The sequence below is a fragment of the Paenibacillus sp. J22P218 genome, from assembly GCF_056269195.1.
On record NZ_JBWDNL010000006.1, the window covers coordinates 1 to 21,944 of the forward strand.

Annotated in this window: 16 protein-coding genes, 1 rRNA gene and 1 pseudogene; 7 read left to right on the forward strand and 11 right to left on the reverse strand. The window is 49.4% G+C overall.

What is annotated here, in order from left to right:
- Positions 1-73, reverse strand: a 16S ribosomal RNA gene (locus AC0YN0_RS23650); the annotation flags it as partial.
- Positions 74-471: 398 nt separating this feature from the next.
- Between AC0YN0_RS23650 and glsA the strand changes: the two genes are divergently transcribed.
- Complete coding sequence (glsA, locus tag AC0YN0_RS23655) at positions 472-1,413, forward strand: glutaminase A (protein WP_475823488.1); 942 nt, start codon at positions 472-474, stop codon at positions 1,411-1,413.
- Positions 1,414-1,482: 69 nt separating this feature from the next.
- On the opposite strand, the gene AC0YN0_RS23660 is transcribed toward glsA, so the two are convergent.
- From AC0YN0_RS23660 to arfA, 6 genes are all read right to left on the reverse strand, one after another.
- Positions 1,483-2,055, reverse strand: coding sequence for a YkvA family protein (locus AC0YN0_RS23660; RefSeq protein WP_475823489.1), 573 nt, complete (start codon positions 2,053-2,055; stop codon positions 1,483-1,485).
- A 207-nt stretch (positions 2,056-2,262) separates the two neighbouring features.
- Positions 2,263-2,865 carry an adenylyl-sulfate kinase gene (gene cysC / locus AC0YN0_RS23665; RefSeq protein WP_475823490.1) on the reverse strand — a complete coding sequence of 201 codons (603 nt, stop codon included), beginning with the start codon at positions 2,863-2,865 and terminating at the stop codon, positions 2,263-2,265.
- Positions 2,866-3,003: 138 nt separating this feature from the next.
- A complete protein-coding gene (locus AC0YN0_RS23670) occupies positions 3,004-4,866 on the reverse strand; it encodes an ABC transporter ATP-binding protein (protein ID WP_475823491.1) in 1,863 nt (620 codons plus the stop codon).
- On the reverse strand, positions 4,859-6,589 hold the full coding sequence (locus AC0YN0_RS23675; protein ID WP_475823492.1) for an ABC transporter ATP-binding protein: 1,731 nt from the start codon (positions 6,587-6,589) through the stop codon (positions 4,859-4,861). The genes AC0YN0_RS23670 and AC0YN0_RS23675 overlap by 8 nt, the downstream gene beginning before the upstream one ends.
- 140 nt (positions 6,590-6,729) lie before the next feature.
- Entirely contained in the window at positions 6,730-7,650 is a 921-nt protein-coding gene (locus AC0YN0_RS23680) for an ArsR/SmtB family transcription factor (RefSeq protein WP_475823493.1), read from the reverse strand.
- Positions 7,651-7,826: 176 nt separating this feature from the next.
- Complete coding sequence (arfA, locus tag AC0YN0_RS23685; protein ID WP_475823494.1) at positions 7,827-9,338, reverse strand: arabinosylfuranosidase ArfA; 1,512 nt, start codon at positions 9,336-9,338, stop codon at positions 7,827-7,829.
- Between the two features lie 326 nt (positions 9,339-9,664).
- On the opposite strand from arfA, the gene AC0YN0_RS23690 reads away from it, so the two are divergent.
- A complete protein-coding gene (locus AC0YN0_RS23690) occupies positions 9,665-10,573 on the forward strand; it encodes a sensor domain-containing diguanylate cyclase (protein ID WP_475823495.1) in 909 nt (302 codons plus the stop codon).
- A gap of 100 nt (positions 10,574-10,673) precedes the next feature.
- Here the strand turns inward: AC0YN0_RS23690 and AC0YN0_RS23695 are convergent.
- Positions 10,674-10,799: pseudogene (locus tag AC0YN0_RS23695) on the reverse strand (metal-sensing transcriptional repressor); the annotation flags it as partial.
- 104 nt (positions 10,800-10,903) lie between these two features.
- On the opposite strand from AC0YN0_RS23695, the gene AC0YN0_RS23700 reads away from it, so the two are divergent.
- Positions 10,904-12,349: a SpoVR family protein gene (locus AC0YN0_RS23700; RefSeq protein ID WP_475823496.1), complete on the forward strand. Its 1,446-nt coding sequence runs from the start codon at positions 10,904-10,906 to the stop codon at positions 12,347-12,349.
- Positions 12,350-12,394: 45 nt separating this feature from the next.
- Here AC0YN0_RS23700 and AC0YN0_RS23705 read toward each other — a convergent pair whose 3' ends face one another.
- Both AC0YN0_RS23705 and AC0YN0_RS23710 read right to left on the reverse strand, forming a co-directional pair.
- Positions 12,395-13,036 (reverse strand): hypothetical protein, encoded by a 642-nt coding sequence (locus tag AC0YN0_RS23705; RefSeq protein ID WP_475823497.1) that lies wholly within the window; start codon positions 13,034-13,036, stop codon positions 12,395-12,397.
- 135 nt (positions 13,037-13,171) lie between these two features.
- Positions 13,172-15,445, reverse strand: coding sequence for a beta-glucosidase (locus AC0YN0_RS23710; RefSeq protein WP_475823498.1), 2,274 nt, complete (start codon positions 15,443-15,445; stop codon positions 13,172-13,174).
- Between the two features lie 122 nt (positions 15,446-15,567).
- Between AC0YN0_RS23710 and AC0YN0_RS23715 the strand changes: the two genes are divergently transcribed.
- A complete protein-coding gene (locus AC0YN0_RS23715; RefSeq protein ID WP_475823499.1) occupies positions 15,568-16,824 on the forward strand; it encodes a helix-turn-helix domain-containing protein in 1,257 nt (418 codons plus the stop codon).
- 104 nt (positions 16,825-16,928) lie between these two features.
- A complete protein-coding gene (locus AC0YN0_RS23720) occupies positions 16,929-18,077 on the forward strand; it encodes a chromate transporter (RefSeq protein ID WP_475823842.1) in 1,149 nt (382 codons plus the stop codon).
- Here the strand turns inward: AC0YN0_RS23720 and AC0YN0_RS23725 are convergent.
- Positions 18,067-18,999: a glycoside hydrolase family 43 protein gene (locus tag AC0YN0_RS23725; RefSeq protein WP_475823500.1), complete on the reverse strand. Its 933-nt coding sequence runs from the start codon at positions 18,997-18,999 to the stop codon at positions 18,067-18,069. The two genes, AC0YN0_RS23720 and AC0YN0_RS23725, sit on opposite strands and share 11 nt — an antisense overlap.
- 225 nt (positions 19,000-19,224) lie before the next feature.
- Here AC0YN0_RS23725 and AC0YN0_RS23730 point away from each other — a divergent pair, with 225 nt between their 5' ends.
- Positions 19,225-20,580: an alpha-L-fucosidase gene (locus AC0YN0_RS23730; RefSeq protein ID WP_475823501.1), complete on the forward strand. Its 1,356-nt coding sequence runs from the start codon at positions 19,225-19,227 to the stop codon at positions 20,578-20,580.
- Positions 20,581-20,685: 105 nt separating this feature from the next.
- The gene (locus AC0YN0_RS23735) at positions 20,686-21,870 is read left to right on the forward strand and encodes an MFS transporter (RefSeq protein WP_475823502.1); all 1,185 of its coding nucleotides are present in this window, start codon (positions 20,686-20,688) and stop codon (positions 21,868-21,870) included.
- Positions 21,871-21,944 lie beyond the last annotated feature (74 nt).

Consider the following 21,944-nt stretch of genomic DNA (forward strand, 5'->3'; position numbering starts at 1 on the left):
AACTCCGCTCGACTTGCATGTATTAGGCACGCCGCCAGCGTTCGTCCTGAGCCAGGATCAAACTCTCCATAAAGGTAGTTCGACTTGCTCATTACTTTGTATTGCTTTAGTCAGAAGCCGAAGCTTCAATAACTGGCAGTTTCGCTCGTTGTTCAGTTTTCAAAGAACAATCTTTTCTTTCGTGTCCGGCGTGTGTTTCTCTCGGCCGGAATTAGAATATACCATGGCCTATATAACTTGGTCAAGCTTTTTTATAAACTTTTTTAAAAAGATTATGATATTCGTTAAAACAGCCTTCTAAATGCAATGTTCACAGCCTATTTTAACTTTTTGCCACAAACGGAATTTTATACGATTTGATCCATGCCAGTCAATACTGGTTTTAACAACTATATAGTAGGAAAACATTAAACGGCTGTCGAATAGGTTCGCATATACTAATTCGTATCGTTAATAAGGAGGACACGGGCAATGACATCAGAGGAATTCGATCAGCTTAGCATCAAGCTGCCCCAATGGGTAGAGGAAAGTCGCCGGCATGGCACGGAAGGCATGGTGGCCTCCTATATCCCTGAGCTATCCAAGGCTCCTATAGAAGCACTTGGCATTCATATCCTTGATGGACAAGGCCGATCTATATCGGCTGGCGATTGCGGTCTATCATTTACCATGCAGAGCATCTCCAAAGTATTCACGCTCATCTTGGCGCTTCTCGATAACGGCGAAGAGGCGGTATTCAGCAAAGTAGGCATGGAGCCTACAGGAGACAACTTCAACTCAATGCTTAAGCTCGAGCTCGTACAGCCCGGAATCCCATTCAACCCGCTTATCAACGCAGGAGCAATCGCTATATCGTCATTAATTGCAGGAGAACATTCACTAGACAAGTCTGCCCGCGTGCTTCATTTCTTCCGAATGCTAGCCGGCAACGAAACGCTCGATTACGACTATGACGTATACCGCTCCGAATCGGAGACGGCTAACTTGAATCGATCCATGGCGTATCTGCTGAAGGATAACGGTGTGCTTAATGGCGAAGTAGAGGATGTGCTTGACGTTTACTTCCGGCATTGTTCAATCAGCGTAACCTGTGCCGACTTGGCGAGCATGGCACTCGTGTTAGCAAGCGACGGCGTAAATCCGCGAACAGGAAAACAGTTGATTCCGCGGCGTTACGTTCAAATCGCCAAAACGTTCATGACGACATGCGGCATGTACAATGCATCCGGCGAATTCGCGATTCAAGTCGGGCTGCCTGCGAAGAGCGGCGTGTCAGGCGGCATTCTGACCATCGTGCCCGGGAAATACGGCATCGGGCTCGTCGGCCCGTCGCTTAATCGCAAAGGAAACAGCATCGCTGGCGTGGACTTGCTTCAGAAGATGTCGCAGCATTTTGACTGGAGCTTGTTCTAACCCATCATGGAATAGAAGAAGGCTGCCGACAAGGACTAAATTACGTCCAGCTTGTCGGCAGCCTTCTATTTATTTAGCGGTACGGTCGATTAGCTTAACATTTTTGCTAAGGACAAAAAACTGCTCCGCCTTCTCCCGATGCTCGTCGGTTATCTGACCGCTGATCGCCTTATAGGCAATCAATACTGCGGTAGCATCGTCTACGAAACCCGCAACAGGAATGAAGTCGGGAATAAGATCGATAGGCATGATCCAATAGGCAAGCGCGCCTATCGCCGTCACCTTAGCCGATAACGGCGTCTTCGGATCGACCGAGCAATAATACAGTGTGACGACCTCCTTGGCAAAAGGCACTTTAGCCGCATGTCGCTTCACCTTCGCCCAGAAGCCTTCCTCTACGTATTTGACCTGCTTATCGTGATCGCCGATTTTGCCGACCCACTTATTCACGTCAACCTCACTAGGCGAAACCGTCCCCGTCGCCTCTCCTTGAAGCGTCTCTTCGAGCTCGGTCGTCGATACCTCATAAGGTACCGCTTCTTCAACCAGTTTGCTGCCGCAATACGCGCAGCCTTCAGTCAGCACCTTGTCCGTATCTACCTCATTGCTTCTTCCGCATTCCAAACATTCTATTGTTGTCATGACGTCGCCTCCTTATGAAACCCTCTCTCCAATCACTTCTTTCTTCTTACACTGTTATACTTGGAAATCATCGTGAAGTTTCATTCTTAATCGACAATACTTAAACGAAAAAAAGGCAAGAGCCGTCCTTTCATGCAAAAAACCGCCATATAGGCGGTTAAGTCAAGTATATCGGAATCGGGTATATGAACAAATGCTAGCTCTCGTTCAAACACTCGTATTTTCGAATAAGTAATACATAATAGTTCCCGCAGCCTGCTTGACCGACAATAAGTCAGAGCTGAGACGGATATCGGGATTGCTAGGGGGCTCATAGGGTGAGGAAATACCCGTAAAATGAGCAATCTCATTCGCTCTCGCTTTTCTATATAGTCCCTTCGGGTCGCGTTGCTCGCATACAGCAAGCGGGCAATCCGCGTACACCTCGACGAACTCGCCTTCCTCGAACATCGATTTTGCCATATCACGATCCGCTCTTATCGGGGATACGAGCGCAACAATGACGAGTGCGCCAGCCTGGACGAGCAGCTTCGCTACTTCGGCCGTACGGCGCACATTTTCGCTTCGATCCTTGGCGCTGAAGCCTAAATCGTTGTTGAGCCCTGTCCTCAAATTGTCGCCGTCCAGCACGATGCTATAAATATGGCGCTCATAAAGCATCGTATTCAGTTCGTTCGCGATTGAAGACTTGCCAGAGCCTGATAGCCCGGTTATCCATATGACGCCGCTCATATGTCCAAATCTGCGATTGTACAGCTCCTTCGTAACATTGTAACTATGCCACTTGATATGGTCGTCTCGTTCGGCCACTCTCTCCTATTCCTCCCTACTCTAGCTCACGTCCTGCAATATTCAGCTGCTACGCCATAGTATGGCAAGCGCATCTCTATCGATTGTACGTATGCTGATTTGGAGTTTAATAGGCGAGAACAGAAGGCCAAGTTAAAGCTAGGAATGAGCGCCGCTTAATACGGTGCTGTCCAGTTGTCCGCTTACGAGCTTGCTATAGAACCCTTTATTGGCTAGCAGTTCGTCATGGGATCCGATCTCAGTCAAAGCGCCATCCTGCAGCACGACGATTTTGTCGGCTTGCTGGATCGTATTCAGACGATGGGCAATCACGAAGCTGGTGCGTCCTTGCATAAGGCGCTGCAGCGCTTCTTGAATTTTGATTTCCGTAACGGTATCGATGCTGCTTGTCGCTTCATCAAGCACGAGTATAGACGGATCGGCCAGTATAGCTCTAGCAATGGCGAGTAACTGCTTTTGACCTTGGCTTATCCCGCTGCCATCGAGCTTAAGCAGTGCATCGTAGCCGCCGCGAAGTCTTGTAATGAAAGAATGCGCGTTAGCAAGCTTCGCTGCCTGTTCAATCTCCTCGTCGGTTGCGTCCAGCCTTCCGTAACGAATATTGTCGCGCACCGTTCCCTCGAATAAAAACGGATCCTGCAGCACGAACGCCATATGCGAGCGCAGGCTCTCGCGCGTACAGCTGCCTGCATCGCGGCCGTCGATCATAATTCGGCCACCGCTCGGTTCATAGAATCGGCACAGCAGCTGAATTAACGTTGTTTTGCCGGCTCCGGTCGGACCAACTAACGCAATCGTCTCTCCTGGCGAAGCTTTGAAGCTCACCTCTCTAAGTGTCTGAGCTCCCTCTCCATAGGAGAACGATACACGTTCGAAAGAGATGTCGCCCTTCACAATGTCGAGGACGGCTGCTTCGCCTTCGTCCTCGCACTCTTCTTCCTCGTCGAGTACGTCGAACACCCGCTCCGCGCCCGCAATGGCCGACAGCAGCGTGTTCCATTGGTTAGCCAAATCGTTAAGCGGTCTTGTGAACTGCCTCGCATATTCGGCGAAAATAATAATGACGCCCACCGAAATCGAGCCTTGCAGGGCGAGAATCGCTCCAACGCCGGCAACGATAGCAAAACTTAGATTGTTGAGCGCGTTCATCAGCTTCGGAATGAAGCCTGAAATCGTCTGAGCCCAGAAGCCAGACACCCGTATCCGTTCATTGCGGATGCGGAAGGAGGATATGACGTTCTGCTCCTGTGAGAACGCCTTGACGATACGCTGACCGGAGAGCGTTTCTTCTATATAACCATTGAGATCGCCAAGATTGCGCTGCTGCGACTTGAACAGCTTGCTCGTCTGATTCGTGATCCACTTCATTCCGTACACCATTAGCGGAACGATAAGGAAAGTCAGCAGCGTAAGCAGCGGGCTAAGTGACAGCATGACGGATACCGTTCCAATGAGCAGCAATACGCTGGACAGCAATTGAATAACCGAACTGTTGAGCGAAGAGCTGACATTCTCGATGTCATTCGTCACGCGGCTCATCAGTTCGCCTTGTTGACGCTTCGCGAAATAAGGAATCGGCAAACGATGCAGTTGATTGAACAACAGAACACGCATCTGGTAGACGGTCTTCTGCGAAATCGTAATCATCCATATGCTTTGCAGCCACATCGTTAAGGAATGCATGCCGTATACCACTGCCATAAGTGCGAGGAATGTGATAAACCCGCTGTCGCGATCGATAAGGAATCGGTCAACGGCCTTCCCCGCCAAATACGGGCCAAGCAGCGATAAAGCCGAGCTTAGCACGACCATTGCCACAACAGCCGATAATCGGCCTTTATATTGCATCAGATAGCCGCCCATTCGCTTCAGCGTGAGTGAGGCGTTACGGGCACGCGGCTTCTTCTTCGGCGCTTCCGCCTTGTCTACGGTTCCGGTCCTATCCTCAGCTACTCGTTCGGATCGTTCGTATTGGAATGGCCGCTTCAATTGGTTAAGCATTGGACACGCCCTCCTTCCCGAACTGCGACTCAAAGATTCGCCGGTACAGATTAGAACCATTCAATAACTGCTCATGCGTGCCTTGAGCGAGAAGCCTGCCGTCATCAAGCAGCAATACCGTGTCGGCGCCTATCGTTGTGCTTATTTTTTGCGTGATAAGGAACGTTGTGCAATGCATCTGCTTAAGAGCAGCGAGAAGCCTCGCTTCCGTCTGCACATCGAGCGCACTCGTACTATCGTCAAGAAGCAGAATGACCGGCTGCCGCACAAGCGCGCGGGCAATCGTAAGCCGCTGCTTCTGCCCACCGGACAAGTTAACGCCCTTCTGGCCCACGATAGTCTCATATTGCAAAGGCAGCTTCATGATGGTGTCGTGAATTTGTGCCAGCTTAGCCGCCTGTTCAATTTCTTCCTGGGTGGCATCTTCCTTGCCCCAGCGAATATTGTCGGCAACCGTACCGGTAAACAGCATAATATCTTGCGGCACATATCCGATCTGACCGCGAAGCTGGGCTAGCTTCAGCTGCCGATTATCGATGCCATCTAGACGAATAATGCCTTCATCCAAATCGTACAGCCTCGGAATGAGCTGCATGAGCGACGTTTTGCCGGAACCGGTCGCACCCATAATCGCTACTGTATCGCCTGCCTTCGCTTCGAACGTAATCGCTTCCAATACATGCTCGCCCGTATCCGGGTAGCGGAAGGAAACCCCTTCGAACGACACGTCTCCCGCTCTAAGCCTTGCCTCCCTATCGCTTTCTTCCGTATCGAGCAGATCGATGTCGGTCATCAGCACCTCTTCCACGCGCTGAGCCGATGCCCTGGCGCGAGAGAAGTTCACAATAATCATCGAGAGAATCGACAACGCGCCCGTCGTCCGCATCGCATAGTTGACGATTGCGACAACCTCGCCGACGCTCGCTCCGCTTCGGTCCAGCTCGAAACGTCCGAACCACAGTACAGTCAACACGCATGTATTCATAACGAGCAATATAATCGGCATCGTCGTCTCGGTTAGCCTCATCGCAGCGACTGTCTTCTCCATTAGCCGCTCGCTCGAGGAGGCGAATCTGGTCGCTTCATGCTTCATGCGAACGAACACGCGTATGAGCCGCATGCCGCTTAAATTTTGCTGCATCACGCCGTTTACCCCGTCAAGCTGCTGCTGCACGGAGCGAAACAGCTTCTCACCCCTTTGCAACACCCATACGAGAAATACACCAAGAAACGGTATGCCTGCCGCGAGGAACAACGCCAGTTTCGGATGAACGATGAATGCCATCACTACACTGCCGATAACGAGCAGAGGTGCGCGAAGCATGATCCGCAGTCCCATGAACACCGTATTTTGAAGCTGCATCACATCATTCGTTAACCGCGTAATAAGCGAGGACTCCGGAAAACGATTGAAATTCGCAAAAGAAAACGATTGCACTTTCTCGTATAACCGCTCTCTCACGTCAAAGCCGAAGCTTTGGCTGACATGGGACGCATAAAACGAGCTAACAATACCGACGCCGAAAGCAATGACCGAGCATCCAACCAGTACCCCGCCCCACTGAAGAACGACTGTCATATTATCGTTGCCAATGCCTTTATCTATAATTTTGGATATAATGAACGGCTGGATTAACTCGACCATAAGCTCCGTCAACATAAGCAAGAGCGCCACAGCTGTCGCTGCCTTATACTTTTGCAAAAAAGAGAACATTGTACGCATTCCTGCACCTCCCGCTTTCATGCTGCTCTTCCTATTATATCGATTTATGCGCGAATTGGCATTTATAAAAATCACGCAACGAGGAAAACTCCTACCCGTCAACGCGAATAGGAGCTTCTATTATCCGTCACAATGCCGCCTTAGTTGCTGCGGGCGTCCTCATAGAATACACGGAACAAAATATCTTGATTGTAATTGCCGAAGCCTTTGCCGTACAAGGTTAGACCGCCGACATGAGCAGCTTCATCCTTCACTCCTATGCTGAACGTCCAAAAGTTACGGTCAAGGCCAATTTCTCCAATCGACATATCGGACATATGCTGGCCGTCTATTAACGTGCCGTCCTCCTGAATGCGAATCACCTTGAGCAGCCCGTATTGATTCACGCTGTCCAGCCACCACGATGGCGTATATCGCCCTCTAACGTCACCGTAATCGCCGGGGCTTGTCCAAGTGCCCATGTCTTTGCCGTTCAATTCAAAGTAGATGTCGGAAGGATAGTTCTCATTAATGCCAGGAGCTTCCGACCCGATCTCAAGCACAATCTCAAGCGCCAACGGCTTCTGACCCGGCAGCAAATAATTCGGCACCTTATACTCGACAAAGCCTTTGCCGAACCAAAGAATGCCTGCGTTCATGCGCTCCGGCTCGAGGAAGAAGCGCGGATCGTCATATTGACCGATCGTCTTGTCAACTGTAGCGATACCGCAGGTCGGATGTACCTCGAACTGCGTATAATGTCCGACGGGCACGCTAATCTCATGCATTTTCTTCACATCGGGGATCGGATGAGGCAGCTCGATCGCAATCGTTCTTTCGGCAAGCGAACAAATTTTGTGCGTGCCGCCATCCTTTCGGACCATTTTCGTATGGACTAGCCCCGCCTTCTCCAGCTTCTTCACGTGCATCGTTACGATGGCGCTGCTTAGTCCGAGCGATTCGGCAAGCTCTTTCACGTTCATCGGCTTGCCGGACAACAGATTAATGATAGATAAGCGCACTTGGCTCGCTAACGCTTCATATAATGGAAGCCATTCCGAATCGGTATTTGCATGAATCATTTGTTTGGATCGCCTCCTTCTTCCATTATACAAGCGTAAACGGCTGTCGCTACGCACGAACCTTTAGCTGCGTCTTTGCGCAGCTCCCGGTTCTGACAACAGAGGGGCATCCCATAAGCCGCAATTGCAGCTTGGGACACCCCATATGCAACTTTTGAAGCCAATCGTGCTTGCGATTACAACTTAATGCGGATCACGTTCCACGAAGCTTTGGCAAGCTGCGCTTCGATCTTGCCGTTGTCCGTAATCGTAGCGTTACCCGCCGTATGCGGCTTCACGTTGTCCGGATTCGCAGCCGTATTGGATGCTTTCAGGTCATCATTTTCGAGCACGATATGCTCGATGAGCTGGAAAGCGCCGAAGCTGCGCAGATCGATCTCGAAGGAGAGCGACTCGGACAGATGACGGTTAACCGCGAATATGGTTACTTCGTTCTTCTCTTCATTATGCACGGCAACGGATTCCAAGTAAGGAACATCCGTATACTGCTTCGTATCATGCTTCGGCGACTTCACGAGCGGCACAAGTACCGTTCCGCGGCCGAAGATGCTGGCATGCATATATGGATAATAGATCGTTTGCTTCCATGCCGCGCCGCCGTTCTCCGTCATGATCGGAGCGATAACGTTAACTAATTGGGCAAGGCACGCCATCTTCACGCGGTCAGCACGCTTCAGCATGCTGATCAGCATACAGCCGACAAGCAGCGCATCCTCGTGGTTGTATATGTCTTCAAGCTGCGGAGGGGCAATCGACCATGGATCGATCTTGCTGTCCTGCTCGTTGGAATGATACCATACATTCCACTCGTCGAACGAAAGATTAATTTTTTTCTTGCTGCGTTTCTTCGATTTGATGTAATCACAAGTAGCAATTACCGTATCGATATATTCATCCATGCCCAGTGAGAGCGCAAGGAAGTTTTGCGAATCTTTATCCCTGTTGCCATAATATTGGTGAATCGAAATATAGTCAACCGTATCATACGAAAGATCCAGTACAGTTGCTTCCCATTCAGGGTAAGTCGGCATTCCGTTATAGGAGCTGCCGCAAGCAACGAGCTCAATCGTCGGGTCAACCCAGCGCATGGCTTTGCCGGTCTCATTCGCCAGCCGTCCATATTCATAAGCCGTCTTATGGCCGATCTGCCAAGGGCCGTCCATTTCATTGCCGAGGCACCAAGTCTTCACGTTATGCGGATCCTTGTAGCCGTGCGAGATGCGAAGATCGCTCCAATACGAGCCGGATTTGTGGTTCGAATATTCGATTAGGTTGCGCGCTTCGTCAATGCCGCGCGTACCGAGGTTGACGGCCATCATTGCATCCGTACCGACCTTTTTGCACCAATCCATAAATTCGTTAAAGCCGATCCAGTTCGGTTCAATCGTTCTCCATGCCAGCTCAAGTCTTCTTGGACGTTGATCGAGCGGGCCAACGCCATCTTCCCAGTTGTATCCGGATACAAAGTTGCCGCCAGGATAACGAACGATCGGTACATCAAGGCCTCTCACGAGTTCAATAACGTCCGAACGGAAGCCTTGCTCATCCGCCGTCGGATGATCCGCTTCATAAATGCCGCCATATACAGCGCGTCCCAAATGTTCAATGAATGAACCATAAATACGCTTATCTACTTCCCCGACAATAAAATCCTTGTCTACGATCATCGTTGCCTTGTTGCTTGCCATCCGTTTACACCTCATTTTAGTTAATGTTAATAAAAGAATTAATTAGATTACGCGATGATAACCCTTTCATAAATTCATTTAACAATAAGATGAGAATTAATTCAAGTATTAATTTTAATGGTATTTGAATTAATGTTTTCATTTATCCAACAAGTATTGTGCATTGTTTTTCCAACCTCATCAATACGCTTACTATTTATACCAAAAAACATAGTGCAAAATCCCCAATGAAATGTGAATTCAGCCTTGAGTATATATGTCTTTTCGACTACTATGGAATAAGAAGGGAATTCCCTTGTTTCAACACTACGGCAGGAGTTGAGAACATGAGCAGTTACGACCGCTCACTAGAAGATGCAGCCGAACATATCTTAGACACATTAAAGCATTTCCTTCAAGTGAACATGATCCTAATCGCAACATCCGATATAGCTACCAATCGCATCCTGAAAGCGTTCAATCGCAGCGATGATTCGGATCCGATACCGCAATCTTTACTGACACCGCTCTGCAAGCTCATCATTGATCATAGCCATAACGCCCCCCATCTTACGATTAACGATATGTCTGATGATTCCAGACTGGCTGGACTCCCCGCAGCGGCGCAGCTTGCCCAGCGCTCTATGGTTGGCGTTGCCGTCAAGACAAGCAGCAATGACGCGGTTGGTGCGATCTGCTTGCTAGGGAGCGAGCCGATCGAGCTGAATGAGCAGCAGCTCTCCCTCGTGAAGTCTTTGGCCGCTATCCTTGGCTATGTCATTGAGTTAGAGAATGCTAGCGTTACCGACAGTCTGACAGGACTGTATAACCGGCGCTACCTAAGCCATCTCTATCAGAACGGAGCGGACAAGCAGTTCAGCGTAATGTTCATCGACATTGATGACTTCAAGGACGTGAACGATACCTACGGTCATGACGTCGGCGACCTGCTGCTGCTCGAGATTGCTGCCCGACTAAAGCAGGGTGTGCGCAAGAGCGATGTTCTCGTCCGTTACGGAGGCGACGAATTCCTCATCTGCTTCCAGCATCTTGTGGACAACAATGACATCGAATTCGTAGCCGGCAAGATCAGAGACTCGATCAAGGAGCCGTTCCTTATTCGGGACCATACCATTCAAGTATCCGCGAGCATTGGCATCAGCGCGAACTACGGTCTTGGTTCCAGCTTAAAGGAGCTTATCAGCGACGCTGACCAAGCGATGTACGGCATCAAACAAAACGAAAAGAACCTGTAAGATGGAAGCGACGGCTGCGATGATCGCAGCGGAAGGACATTCCTCTTGCAGGTTCTTTATTTTGATTCTAACTTTTTTTAACGGCTCTTCACTAGCATCTCGCTTTGTCTGCCGCGTTGCGTACTGCCGACAGCTGAGTGACGACATCCTTGCGGTTCTTTTCTTCTTCCATCAATCTTAGCACGCCTCAAACTTGTCCTTCTAGACGGCGAAGCCGCTTCTTCATCTCGCAGACATTGCAGAAGTGCCTAGTTAAGAGATCCGCATATTAAAAATCCAAATGACATACATATGGTATGAATCGTATTTTCGAATGCGGAGGGATGACGGATGAACCAGGATGAGATACGCGCATTGGAGCGTTCCATCGATGAGATAACCGAGATCGCGCAAGGCTTTGGACTCGATTTTTACCCGATGCGTTACGAAATATGTCCGGCGGACATTATTTATACGTTCGGCGCTTACGGCATGCCGACAAGGTTCTCGCATTGGAGCTTCGGCAAAACGTTCAATAAGATGAAAATGCAATACGACTTCGGCCTCAGCAAAATATACGAACTCGTCATTAACTCCAATCCTTGTTATGCCTTCCTTCTCGAGGGCAACTCGCTCATTCAGAATAAGCTGATCGTCGCCCACGTTCTTGCTCATTGCGATTTTTTCAAAAACAACGCCCGCTTCGGCGTGTCCAACCGCAACATGGTCGAGAGCATGTCCGCTACGGCCGAGCGCATTAGCCAATACGAGATGGATTACGGCACGGAAGCGGTCGAAAAATTCATCGATGCGATTCTCGCTATTCAGGAGCATGTCGATCCGACGCTTATTAAGCCCTATCAGCTTGATAAGAAGCGGTATATCGAGATGAATCAGAAAGAAAAAGAGCGTACGAGCGGTAACGAATACGTATCGTCCTATGACGATCTATGGAATCTAGATCCCGAACTTATCGCCGAACGCGAAGCGGCGGCGAAAGCCTCCGATGTCAAGCGTTTCCCTCCGGAGCCGGAGAAGGATATCGTCTGGTTCATTGAAGAATACTCGCCGATTCTGGAGGACTGGCAGCGCGATATCATGACAATGCTGCGTGACGAGATGCTGTACTTCTGGCCGCAGATCGAGACTAAGATTATGAACGAAGGCTGGGCTTCGTATTGGCATCAGCGCATTATCCGCGAGCTCGATCTGACGAGCGACGAGACGATCGAATTTGCCAAGCTTAATTCGTCCGTCGTCGTTCCTTCTCGTCATAGCCTCAATCCTTATTACTTAGGATTGAAAATTTTCGAGGATATCGAGCGCCGCTGGGATAAGCCGACGAAGGAAGAAATGGCGCGCTTCGGCCGCGTGCCGGGCAAAGGACGGGACAAAATTTTCGAGGTGCGAGAGTTCGATTCCGACATCTCCTTCTTGCGCAATTACTTGACCAAGGAGCTAGTCGACGACCTCGACCTGTACATTTTCGAGAAAAAAGGACCGGAGTGGAAAATTACCGATAAATCGTGGGAGAACATTCGCGAGCAGCTCGTATATTCGAAAGTAAACGGCGGCTTTCCGAGCCTCTACGTCAAGGACGGCGACTTCAATCGCGTCGGCGAGCTGTATCTGAGCCACAACTATGAAGGCACGGAGCTGGACCTTAAGTATGTGGAGCGTACGCTTCCCTATGTTGTGCAGCTGTGGGGCAAAAACGTGCATTTGGAAACGTTCGTGGAGGATAAGAAGATCGTGTTCAGCTGCGATGGGAAGAAGACGAGCCGAAAGTTTCTATAAATCATAAAAGGTGCCTAATCGCTATTAAAGCGATTAGGCACCTTCCTATTCAATGGTCACGCCTAATTTAATCAGTTGTCCGAGAACATCCTCGATGTTCCGCTCCGGGTTAAGTCTCGCTATGTTTGCCGCAGAGGTCCTTCCATCCTCGATAAGTTGCCTCACCGCCGGCAAGTCCACCTCAACCTCAAAATAACTATTCGCCCACTCGGCATAGCTATCCGCTGTATCGTTCAAGTAGCCAAGCAAAAAATCCGAGCCGTCGTCCAATCCCTCGGGTCGCTCATATTCGCCGCTATACCAGTGCTCGTCGCCTTGAATGCGCCAATAGCAAAACGTTACGTCCTCCGTGCTTAGCGCTTCATCCTGTACGTATGGAAGCAAAGCTTCAGGAACCTGCTCATACATGCCTGGCCATACTCCATACTCATCCTGCGCATGTGGACTATAGGGAGATTCATGATCAAAGCCCTTCACAATGACACCTCCTTGCGCAAAAACAACAAACAAATCGTCGCCGGCCCCATTGTCGATTTTTCCAACCTCTACGCCATCTGCCCAATCAGGCATGTATTGATGAACGCACAACCAATCTTCCTCGCATAATATCAGATCAAGCGCTGCTAGCCTGCGCATACGTTCCTTCAATATATTCGGCTCCGGCAAATCCATATCGCATTTCCTCATATTTTTATCCTCCTGATTTGAGTAATTCTAGTCTATGTATCTCTGACGATAGAATAATAGGTTCAGGAAGCAATTACAAGTTCACTCGAAATAAAACCGACTCCCACAGGAATCGGTTTTATGAACATAGGCGAACTATGATTGATTCAATTGATCAAGCAGGTCGGAAAGCATCGCATCCGTAAACGCGCCTTGACTGAACGACACCAAATTACGAAGGGGCAAATCGTTCATCATCGCCTTCATCATCTCGGCACCATGCTCTTCGGCATCTTCGCCTAGCGGCATCATGCTCTGCATCTGCTGAAGCATCGGTCCGACCATCGGCGCTGTTCTCGGGTTGTTCAGCAAGTCGCCAAGCAGCGAGTTCCGGTGGTACGTCGCTTGTAATTCGACGGTCGATGTGACAATCAGCGTATCGCTGAGCACGATATCTTCCGACGAACGGCCAATCAATACCGCGAACTGTCCGCTTTCCACATGCCAATTCTTCAACTCCACGTTGTAATACGCGAATGAGCGTTTATCGAGCTCGAACGCAACCGTCTTCTGTTCCCCTGGCTGAAGCTCTAGCTTGGCGAAGCCCTTCAGCTCCTTATCAGGGCGATCTATCGTGCTCGCTACATCCCTGACATAGAGCTGTACGATTTCTTTTCCTGCGCGAAGTCCCGTATTCGTAACCGTAACTTGAACGTTTACCGTTTCCGTATCGCTGATTTCCTTGCGGTCAATCGTCAGATTCGAATAATCGAATGTCGTGTAGCTCAGTCCATGTCCGAACGGGAACAAAGGCTTCATCTGCTTCGCATCATAGTACCGATAACCAACATACAGACCCTCCCGATACTCCACACGATCACCCGATCCCGGGAAAAATAAATACGACGGATTGTCGCTTACCTTCATCGGGAATGTTTCTGCCAGCTTGCCGCTTGGATTGGCGATGCCATACAGAATATCTGCAATAGCTCCTCCCACCGCTTGCCCGCCCAAATACGCTTCAAGAATACTAGTAACATCGTTTTCCCATGGCATCTCGACGGGGGATCCGTTCATCAGAACAACGACGACGCGGCTTTGCACGCTCGCAACCGCTTCGATGATACGATTCTGATTGTCGGGCAGCCGCATATGGCTTCTGTCATAACCTTCGGACTCGTACCGATCCGGAAGCCCGGCGAAGATAATGGCGACATCCGCTTCGCTTGCAGCCCACTTCGCTTCTTCCGTCAGCACATCATCCTCTAGATCGCCTTCAATACTGAACCCTTTCGCGTACAGGATCGATGAGGAGTCGCCGGCGAGCTGCTTGATCTCCTCCAGCGGCACATCCATCCTTGTAGGTACGATGTGCGAGCTTCCTCCGCCTTGATATCTCGCTTTCTCGGCAAACGGGCCAATGACAGCGACCTTCATCCCTTTTCTTAACGGAAGCAGCAATCTCTCATTCTTAAGCAGCACCATACTTTCACGCGCCACTTGACGAGCCAGCTGGTGATGCTCGTCTTGGTCATAGGAGGCATTCTCTTTCTTATGGTCAACGCTCATGAAAATAATCCGAAGCAGCCTTTCGACCGCATGATCAAGCGTCTCCACCGAAAGCTTCCCGCTGTTTACCGCTTCGACGACTTCCTTATCGCTATAGCCATTGTTTGCCGGCATCTCCAGCTCAAGGCCTGCAGCAAGCGCATTCACGCGTTTGTCGACGGCGCCCCAATCGGATACGACGAACCCTTCATGACCCCATTCGTCCTTTAATATATGAGTAAGCAAACGTTCATTCTCCGATGCATACGTTCCGTTCACTTTGTTGTAAGAGCTCATTACGGTCCATGGCTGACCTTTCTTGACGGCACCCTCGAAGCTTGCCAAATAAATTTCTCGCAGCGTACGCTCATCGACGACCGCATCTACCGACATCCGGCGATGCTCCTGGTTGTTGACGGCAAAATGCTTCAGAGAGGTGCCGACGCCTTGGCTTTGCACGCCACCGATATGAGCGGTCGCCATTTCAGAGGAGAGATACGGGTCCTCCGAAAAATATTCGAAGTTGCGTCCGTTAAGCGGAGAACGTTTTATATTCGCACCAGGTCCGAGCAGAACGGCAACATCCTCCGCCTGGCATTCTTCGCCTAGAGCAACGCCAACTTGCTTGATCAGCTCCCGATCCCACGAGCCGGCAAGTCCTGCCGCGGAAGGAAAACAAGTGGCGGGAACGCTATTAAATACACCCAAGTGATCGGAGTCGCCTTTTTGCTTACGCAACCCATGCGGACCGTCTGTCACCATAATAGAAGGAATACCGAGCCGTTCAACACCCTTCAGATGCCAAAAATCGAGTCCGGAGCACATCCCCGCCTTTTCCTCCAACGTCATTTGAGCTATTAGTTTTTGAATATCGCGTTTCATTTTGTATTTCCTCCTTCTTCCTATGATTTCGCTTATCTTGCAAGAAGATTATAAATGAAGACGCTTTCCTTTTATGGTATATTTATTAGAAAAATAGGATGATTGTAAGGTGGTGATTTCGAATGCTTGCTACAGACACCCTTAAGGATCTTTCTTACTTGTGCAAGCTTATCCATGAAAGCATCCAACTGCCGGTTTATTGCAAAAGCGGCGATTTCGAATACGTCGACGCCTCCAGCTGCAATGACCAGACCCGTCCGCTTTACCGTGAGCAGCTTGCGCTTATTTACTCACTCCAACCGAACGCTCAAGATTTCACTCTCCCCATTGTGCATACGACTCCGTATTGGGATCAGTACATATTGCTCCCCATTCATCGGAGCCAGGAGTGCATCGGTACGATCATAATCGGTCCCGTCACCACTCAGGCATTGTCTGAAATGGTTATCAGCAATATCCTTAACGACAATGATGTTCCCTATAAGCAGCAAGCGATGTGGCTTCAATATTTGCGTAGTCTGCCTGTCGTGAACCGTTCGCGATTGTTCCATATTAGCATGTTGTCTTATTTACTTGTGAACGGCGAGGCATTAGACATCACCGATGTGCTGGAGTACAACTTCAGTCAGGAGCAGCGATTTCTATATGAAGACAGCGCCGAGCTAACGCTCTCCAATCGCCGGGAGCTGTCCTTATTCCATTCGGATCGGGATCATGAGACAAGGATGCTAAGAACGATCAGCAACGGAGACAAAGCTGCTCTTCTTAACATGATGATTACCCTTCCCTTTGAAGGAGCAGGCGTGCTCTCCAAGCGAAGCCAGTTGCGGAATATCAAAAACTTGGCCATAAGCGGCATTACCCTTGCGACTCGCGCGGCGATGGATGGAGGATTGCAAGCCGAACTCGCTTATACGTTAAGCGATCTGCATATCCAGCATATCGAGGAGCTAAGGGATGCGCGAGCGGTTGACATAGCTTTAATGGATGCATTTCTCGACTTTACCGAGCGAGTAAGCATCAGTAAGATGAACAGCTCTTCTCGGCCAATTGCGGCCTGCAAGGCATATATTTTCAACCACATGTACGAGGATATCCCGCTTCAAAAGCTTTCGGAGCTAACTCAATTGAACAGAAATTATTTGTCGCATTTGTTCCGCAAAGAAACAAATATGACCATTAGCCAATACATTCAGAGGGAAAGAGTGGAGGAGGCGAAGCGGCTGCTGGAGCTGACCGACGAGCCATTATCGACGATTGCTTCGAAGCTCAATTATTACGATCAAACCCATTTCAGTAAACTGTTTAGAAAACACGCTAATATGACCCCCAAGCAATATCGCGATCGAAGATCGGCAGATAAGCGAGAGAACAAATAACATCATATCTTAAAACAAAGCCATGCGCTTGAATGGTAATATAGTTAGAATGCGATAAATGGAAGGAGTCGTAACGGTTGTTAAGGGCGCTGCTAGAAATTCTGATGGTCTCTACTAAGCTTGGATTAACGGCTTTCGGTGGTCCGATTGCTCATTTGGGCTATTTCCATGAAGAGTACGTAAAACGCAGAAACTGGCTGGACGAGCGGAGCTTTGCGGACTTAGTTGCTTTAAGCCAATTTCTGCCGGGACCGGCAAGCAGCCAGGTCGGAATCGGTATTGGCATCCTAAGAGCAGGCATCATTGGCGGGATTGTCGCTTTCATTGGATTCACTTTGCCCTCTGCGATTGCATTAACTTTGTTTGCCATGCTGATTCACCATGCCGATATTGGAGCTGCTGGTTGGGTTCACGGATTGAAGATCGTGGCGGTCGCAATCGTTGCCCAAGCGATTCTAGGAATGGGCCAGAAGCTTACACAAGGCAAGACTAGAATTACGATTGCTGTGCTGGCTTCGACAGTCAGCCTGGTGTGGCAAACCGCTTTCAGTCAAATAAGCCTGATCATCATAGCGGGCATAATCGGCGTATTCCTGTTCAAGACTGACCGATTGCCTGAGCTGCCTAAAACGATCGTGCCTGTCAGCCGAAAACGCGGAGCTTTTCTATTAATCGCATTTGCAGCGCTATTAGTAGGGTTGCCTATCCTAAGAATACTAGTACCGATGAATGAGATAGCCCTCTTTGACAGCTTCTATCGCGCGGGCTCTCTTGTGTTTGGCGGCGGTCATGTCGTATTGCCGCTGCTGGAGACAGAACTTGTAGGCGACCTCGGGATAGGAAAAGAACAGTTCCTTACCGGATACGGCGCAGCGCAAGCTGTTCCGGGACCTTTGTTCACGTTCGCTTCCTATCTAGGCGCTATGCTGAACGGCTGGCTCGGCGCAATAATCGCGACGATTGCCATTTTTCTTCCTGCTTTCCTGCTTATAGCAGGCACTCTTCCCTTCTGGGACTCGCTTAGGAGAATAGCGAAGGTGCAGAGCGCCCTAATGGGAATAAATGCATGTGTTGTCGGCCTGATACTGGGAGCGTTCTATCATCCGATATGGACAAGCTCGATCATGGAGCCTGTCGACTTTGCTTTGGCGGCAGTTTTATTCGTGTTATTGGTTTATTGGAAACTGCCGCCTTGGCTCGTAGTCCTTCTGGGCGCTATCGCCGGTATCTGCATGAATGCGATTAAGCTTTGATTTTACGAATGCGATCGTATTCTTCCGACGTGATGGATAGAACAGTACCGTGTTTGAAGCGGTACGGGAAATTGAAACTTGCATCGGAACGAATGAATACTCCGCCATCGATGTTATCGGCAATGAATGGAATATATCCTTGACCTTCACCCTGTACGCCGTAGAAGTCAAGCAATAAACACCATCTGCCATCGGCAAGCTTGAAAGCCGTCGGCGCTTCATACGCTGTGCTCTCAAGCTTCGCCATCTCCGCGTCGAACGCTTCAATTCGCGTATATTCGCCAGTGAGCGTTTTTCCTTTTTGCAAAATAATGCTGGCAGGATCCGCTTCGCTCTTAAGAAAACGATAGAATAAGCCGTTCTCCTCGTAAATGGCGGAATCAATAATGCCGCTGCCGTCCTTACGGCATAGCAACTTCGGCTCCGTGAAACTCTCAAAATCTTTCGTTCGGGTATAATAGATCGCTTTATGCCCGTAGTTGTTGGAGGCGTGGGCAGAGGACCAATGAATGACATAATCCTCATTCCGATGATCATAGATAACATCCGGCGCCCACAAACAACCGAAGTCTTCATCGCCTAAAGGAATCATCCGCTGCTCAGACCAGTTCACGAGATCGTCCGATTCCCACATCGCAAGACATTTGCTCCCCTCTCTCCCTATGTTCCCCCAGCTGCCTCTGTATTTGGTATCGAAGCCATTAGCAAGACCAAGATCCGTTGCTAAAATATAAAACTTGCCTGACCTAGTCCGTACAATCGTATGGTCCCTGACTCCTTCGTCTCCCAGCTTGCTCCATAGGACCGGCAACCCGTCATTCACCTGCTCCCAGTTGAATCCGTCCTTGCTCAGCGCAAAATAAACCTGCTCGCCGTCCGGCGTCTTCTTCTCCTTAAAATGTACGAATAAATAGGCATCCATCGTTTCGCTCTCCTGACGTGTATCGTATTGTTCGGGAATAGTTAAAGCTATCCTCTAAAATATACAAAATCGAAGAGCGAACTAAAATGATATATGATAGGATCGTACTGATCTATTATCCAATCGGAAGTTAGTTTTGTACAAGAGAATGTTAATGTTCTACCTAGGGCGCAGCTCGCCTTAATACTACAATGAAAAGGAATGAAATTGTTGTTAAGGAGGAGCATGACAAATGGGTGTAAACAACACTTCATTCATTGGGGGCTATATTCCATTCAAGCGCATTACAGCGAATGGTATTCAAGAAATATGTATATTCAAGGCTCCGACGAGTATAAGCATCATCTCGCCGCTTACGGCGAGCATAAGGATTTCGGCTACAAAGACTTCATTCCTATGTTCACTGCAGCTAATTTCAATGCCGAAGAGTGGGCGCAGCTGTTCAAGCAATCGGGAGCAAGGTACGTCATGCCGGTTGCGGAGCATCATGACGGCTTCCAGATGTACCGCAGCGCCGTCTCTACATATAACGCATACGACATGGGTCCGAAGCGGGATCTGCTAGGTGAGATGAAAACGTCCTTCGAGCGTAACGAACTCGTATTCTGCGCCTCTTCCCATCGTGCGGAGCATTGGTTCTTCATGTCGCACGGCAAGACATTCGATTCCGATATTAAGGAGCCGCTTGCTATCGGTGACTTCTACTGGCCGGCCATGCCCGAGCCCGACCATCATGATCTATTAGGTTCGCCGCCGAGCGAGCAGTACTTGGAGGATTGGCTCATTCGCTGCTGCGAGCTTGTCGACAATTACAAGCCCCGCGTCTTTTATTACGACTGGTGGATCCAAACCGCAGCCTTCAAGCCTTATTTAAAGAAGTTCGCCGCGTATTACTACAACAGAGCGGCAGAGCTCGGCTATCCGGCAGCTATTAATTACAAGCACGACGCCTTCATGCTTGGCACGGCAGTTCCTGACGTTGAGCGCGGACAGTTCGCTGAGCTGAAGCCGTACTTTTGGCAGACGGATACAGCCATCGCAAGAAACTCTTGGTCACATTCCGTTAATAATGAATATAAGCCGGCTGTCGAAATCATTCGCGACTTGGTCGATATCGTAAGCAAAAACGGCAATCTGCTGCTTAACGTCGGACCGAAAGCCGACGGATCAATCTCGGAAGAAGACCGCCAAGTGCTGCTTGATATCGGCGGTTGGCTTCATGTGAATGGTGAGGCAATCTACGACTCCACCTATTGGCGGGTCTTCGGCGAAGGCCCGACCGAAGTAGAGGAAGGCCAATTCACCGACGGTAAAGGGAAAGCATTCACTAGCGAGGATATCCGCTTCACCGTCAAGGGGAGCAGTCTCTATGCGACCATTCTGGTCTATCCGGAGAACGGAGTCGTGAACATTCGGTCGCTCAAGAACCATTCGCATCATTTCCAGGCGCTGATTAAAGATATTACGGTACTCGGCTTCGAGGAAAAGCCAGTCTGGGAACGGACAGATGAAGCGCTCACGATCAAGACAACAACAGTCCGGAGCACTCATCCGGTCGTATTCCGCATCGTAGTCGATTAATTCGCAGCGGAGTAGTCCAAAGAAAGCTATAAGAAAGCTATAATGGGTATAGATCCAAGGTAATTAAAGCAAATTATAGTATCAATACTCGGAGGTTCTTACATCATGTCATTACTGCTTAGAAATAGAGCCACCATCCTTTTGCTCATGCTTAACATCTTCTTGGTATTCACCGGTATTGGACTTATCATTCCAATCATGCCGACGTACATGAACGAACTGCATATTAGCGGCAGCATCGTTGGTTTGCTTGTTGCCGCCTTTTCTTTAACGCAACTGTTGTTCTCGCCGCTGGCAGGAAGACTGTCGGATTCACTCGGTCGCAAAAAACTAATTATTGCCGGCATGATCGTATTTGCTATTTCCGAGTGGCTGTTCGGCATCTCGAACGGGCCGCTGTTTCTGTTCGTATCCAGAATGCTCGGAGGCGTTGGTGCAGCGCTTATTATGCCTGCCGTTATGGCTTATACGGCGGATGTTACATCCAATGAGGAAAGAGCAGCCGGCATGGGCTATATTAATGCAGCCATTACAACCGGGTTCATTATCGGTCCGGGTATTGGCGGCTATCTGGCCGAATTCGGGCTGCGAGTCCCGTTCTATGCCGCTGCCGTTGCCGGGCTTGTCGCCGCCCTCATTACAGCGCTTGTCTTGCCGGAGTCTGCTCATTCGAAGCAGAACCGTACAGAAGCTGCTCAGCAGGCCAATCCCGCCAAACAACGGCTGCTGAGTCAGCTTTTCCGCTCGTACAAAGAGCCCTACTTTATGAGCTTGATCCTCGTATTCGTCACCTCGTTCGGACTCGCTAATTATGAAACGGTATTCAGCTTGTTCGTCGACCATAAGTTCCAGTTCACTGCCAAGGACATTGCCTTTATTATTACATTTGGCTCAATTGCCGGCGCAGTCGTGCAATTAACGATTTTTGGATGGATATTGGACCATTTTGGCGAGAAAAAAGTGATCTCGATTTGTTTGATCATCGCGGCTGTATTCGTATTGCTGACCCTCTTCGTACATAAATATTGGCTCGTTGTCGTTGTGACCTTCATCGTATTTTTGGCCACGGATATCCTTCGCCCGGCAATTAGCACGCAGATGTCCAAGATGGCACTCGGTCAGCAAGGTTATGTAGCAGGCTTAAACTCCGCTTTTACGAGCTTAGGCAACATTTCCGGTCCGATCGTCGCAGGCGTGTTATTCGATCTAAACATCAATTTCCCCTATTTCGCAGCCTCCGTCATTTTAGCGTTATGTTTCGTGTTATCGCTTCGAACCAAATCTTATTGATTGGTGAACGTGCAAAAAACCAAAGAACTCCCTCATCAGAGTGGAGTTCTTTGGCTATGACGACTATAAATTTA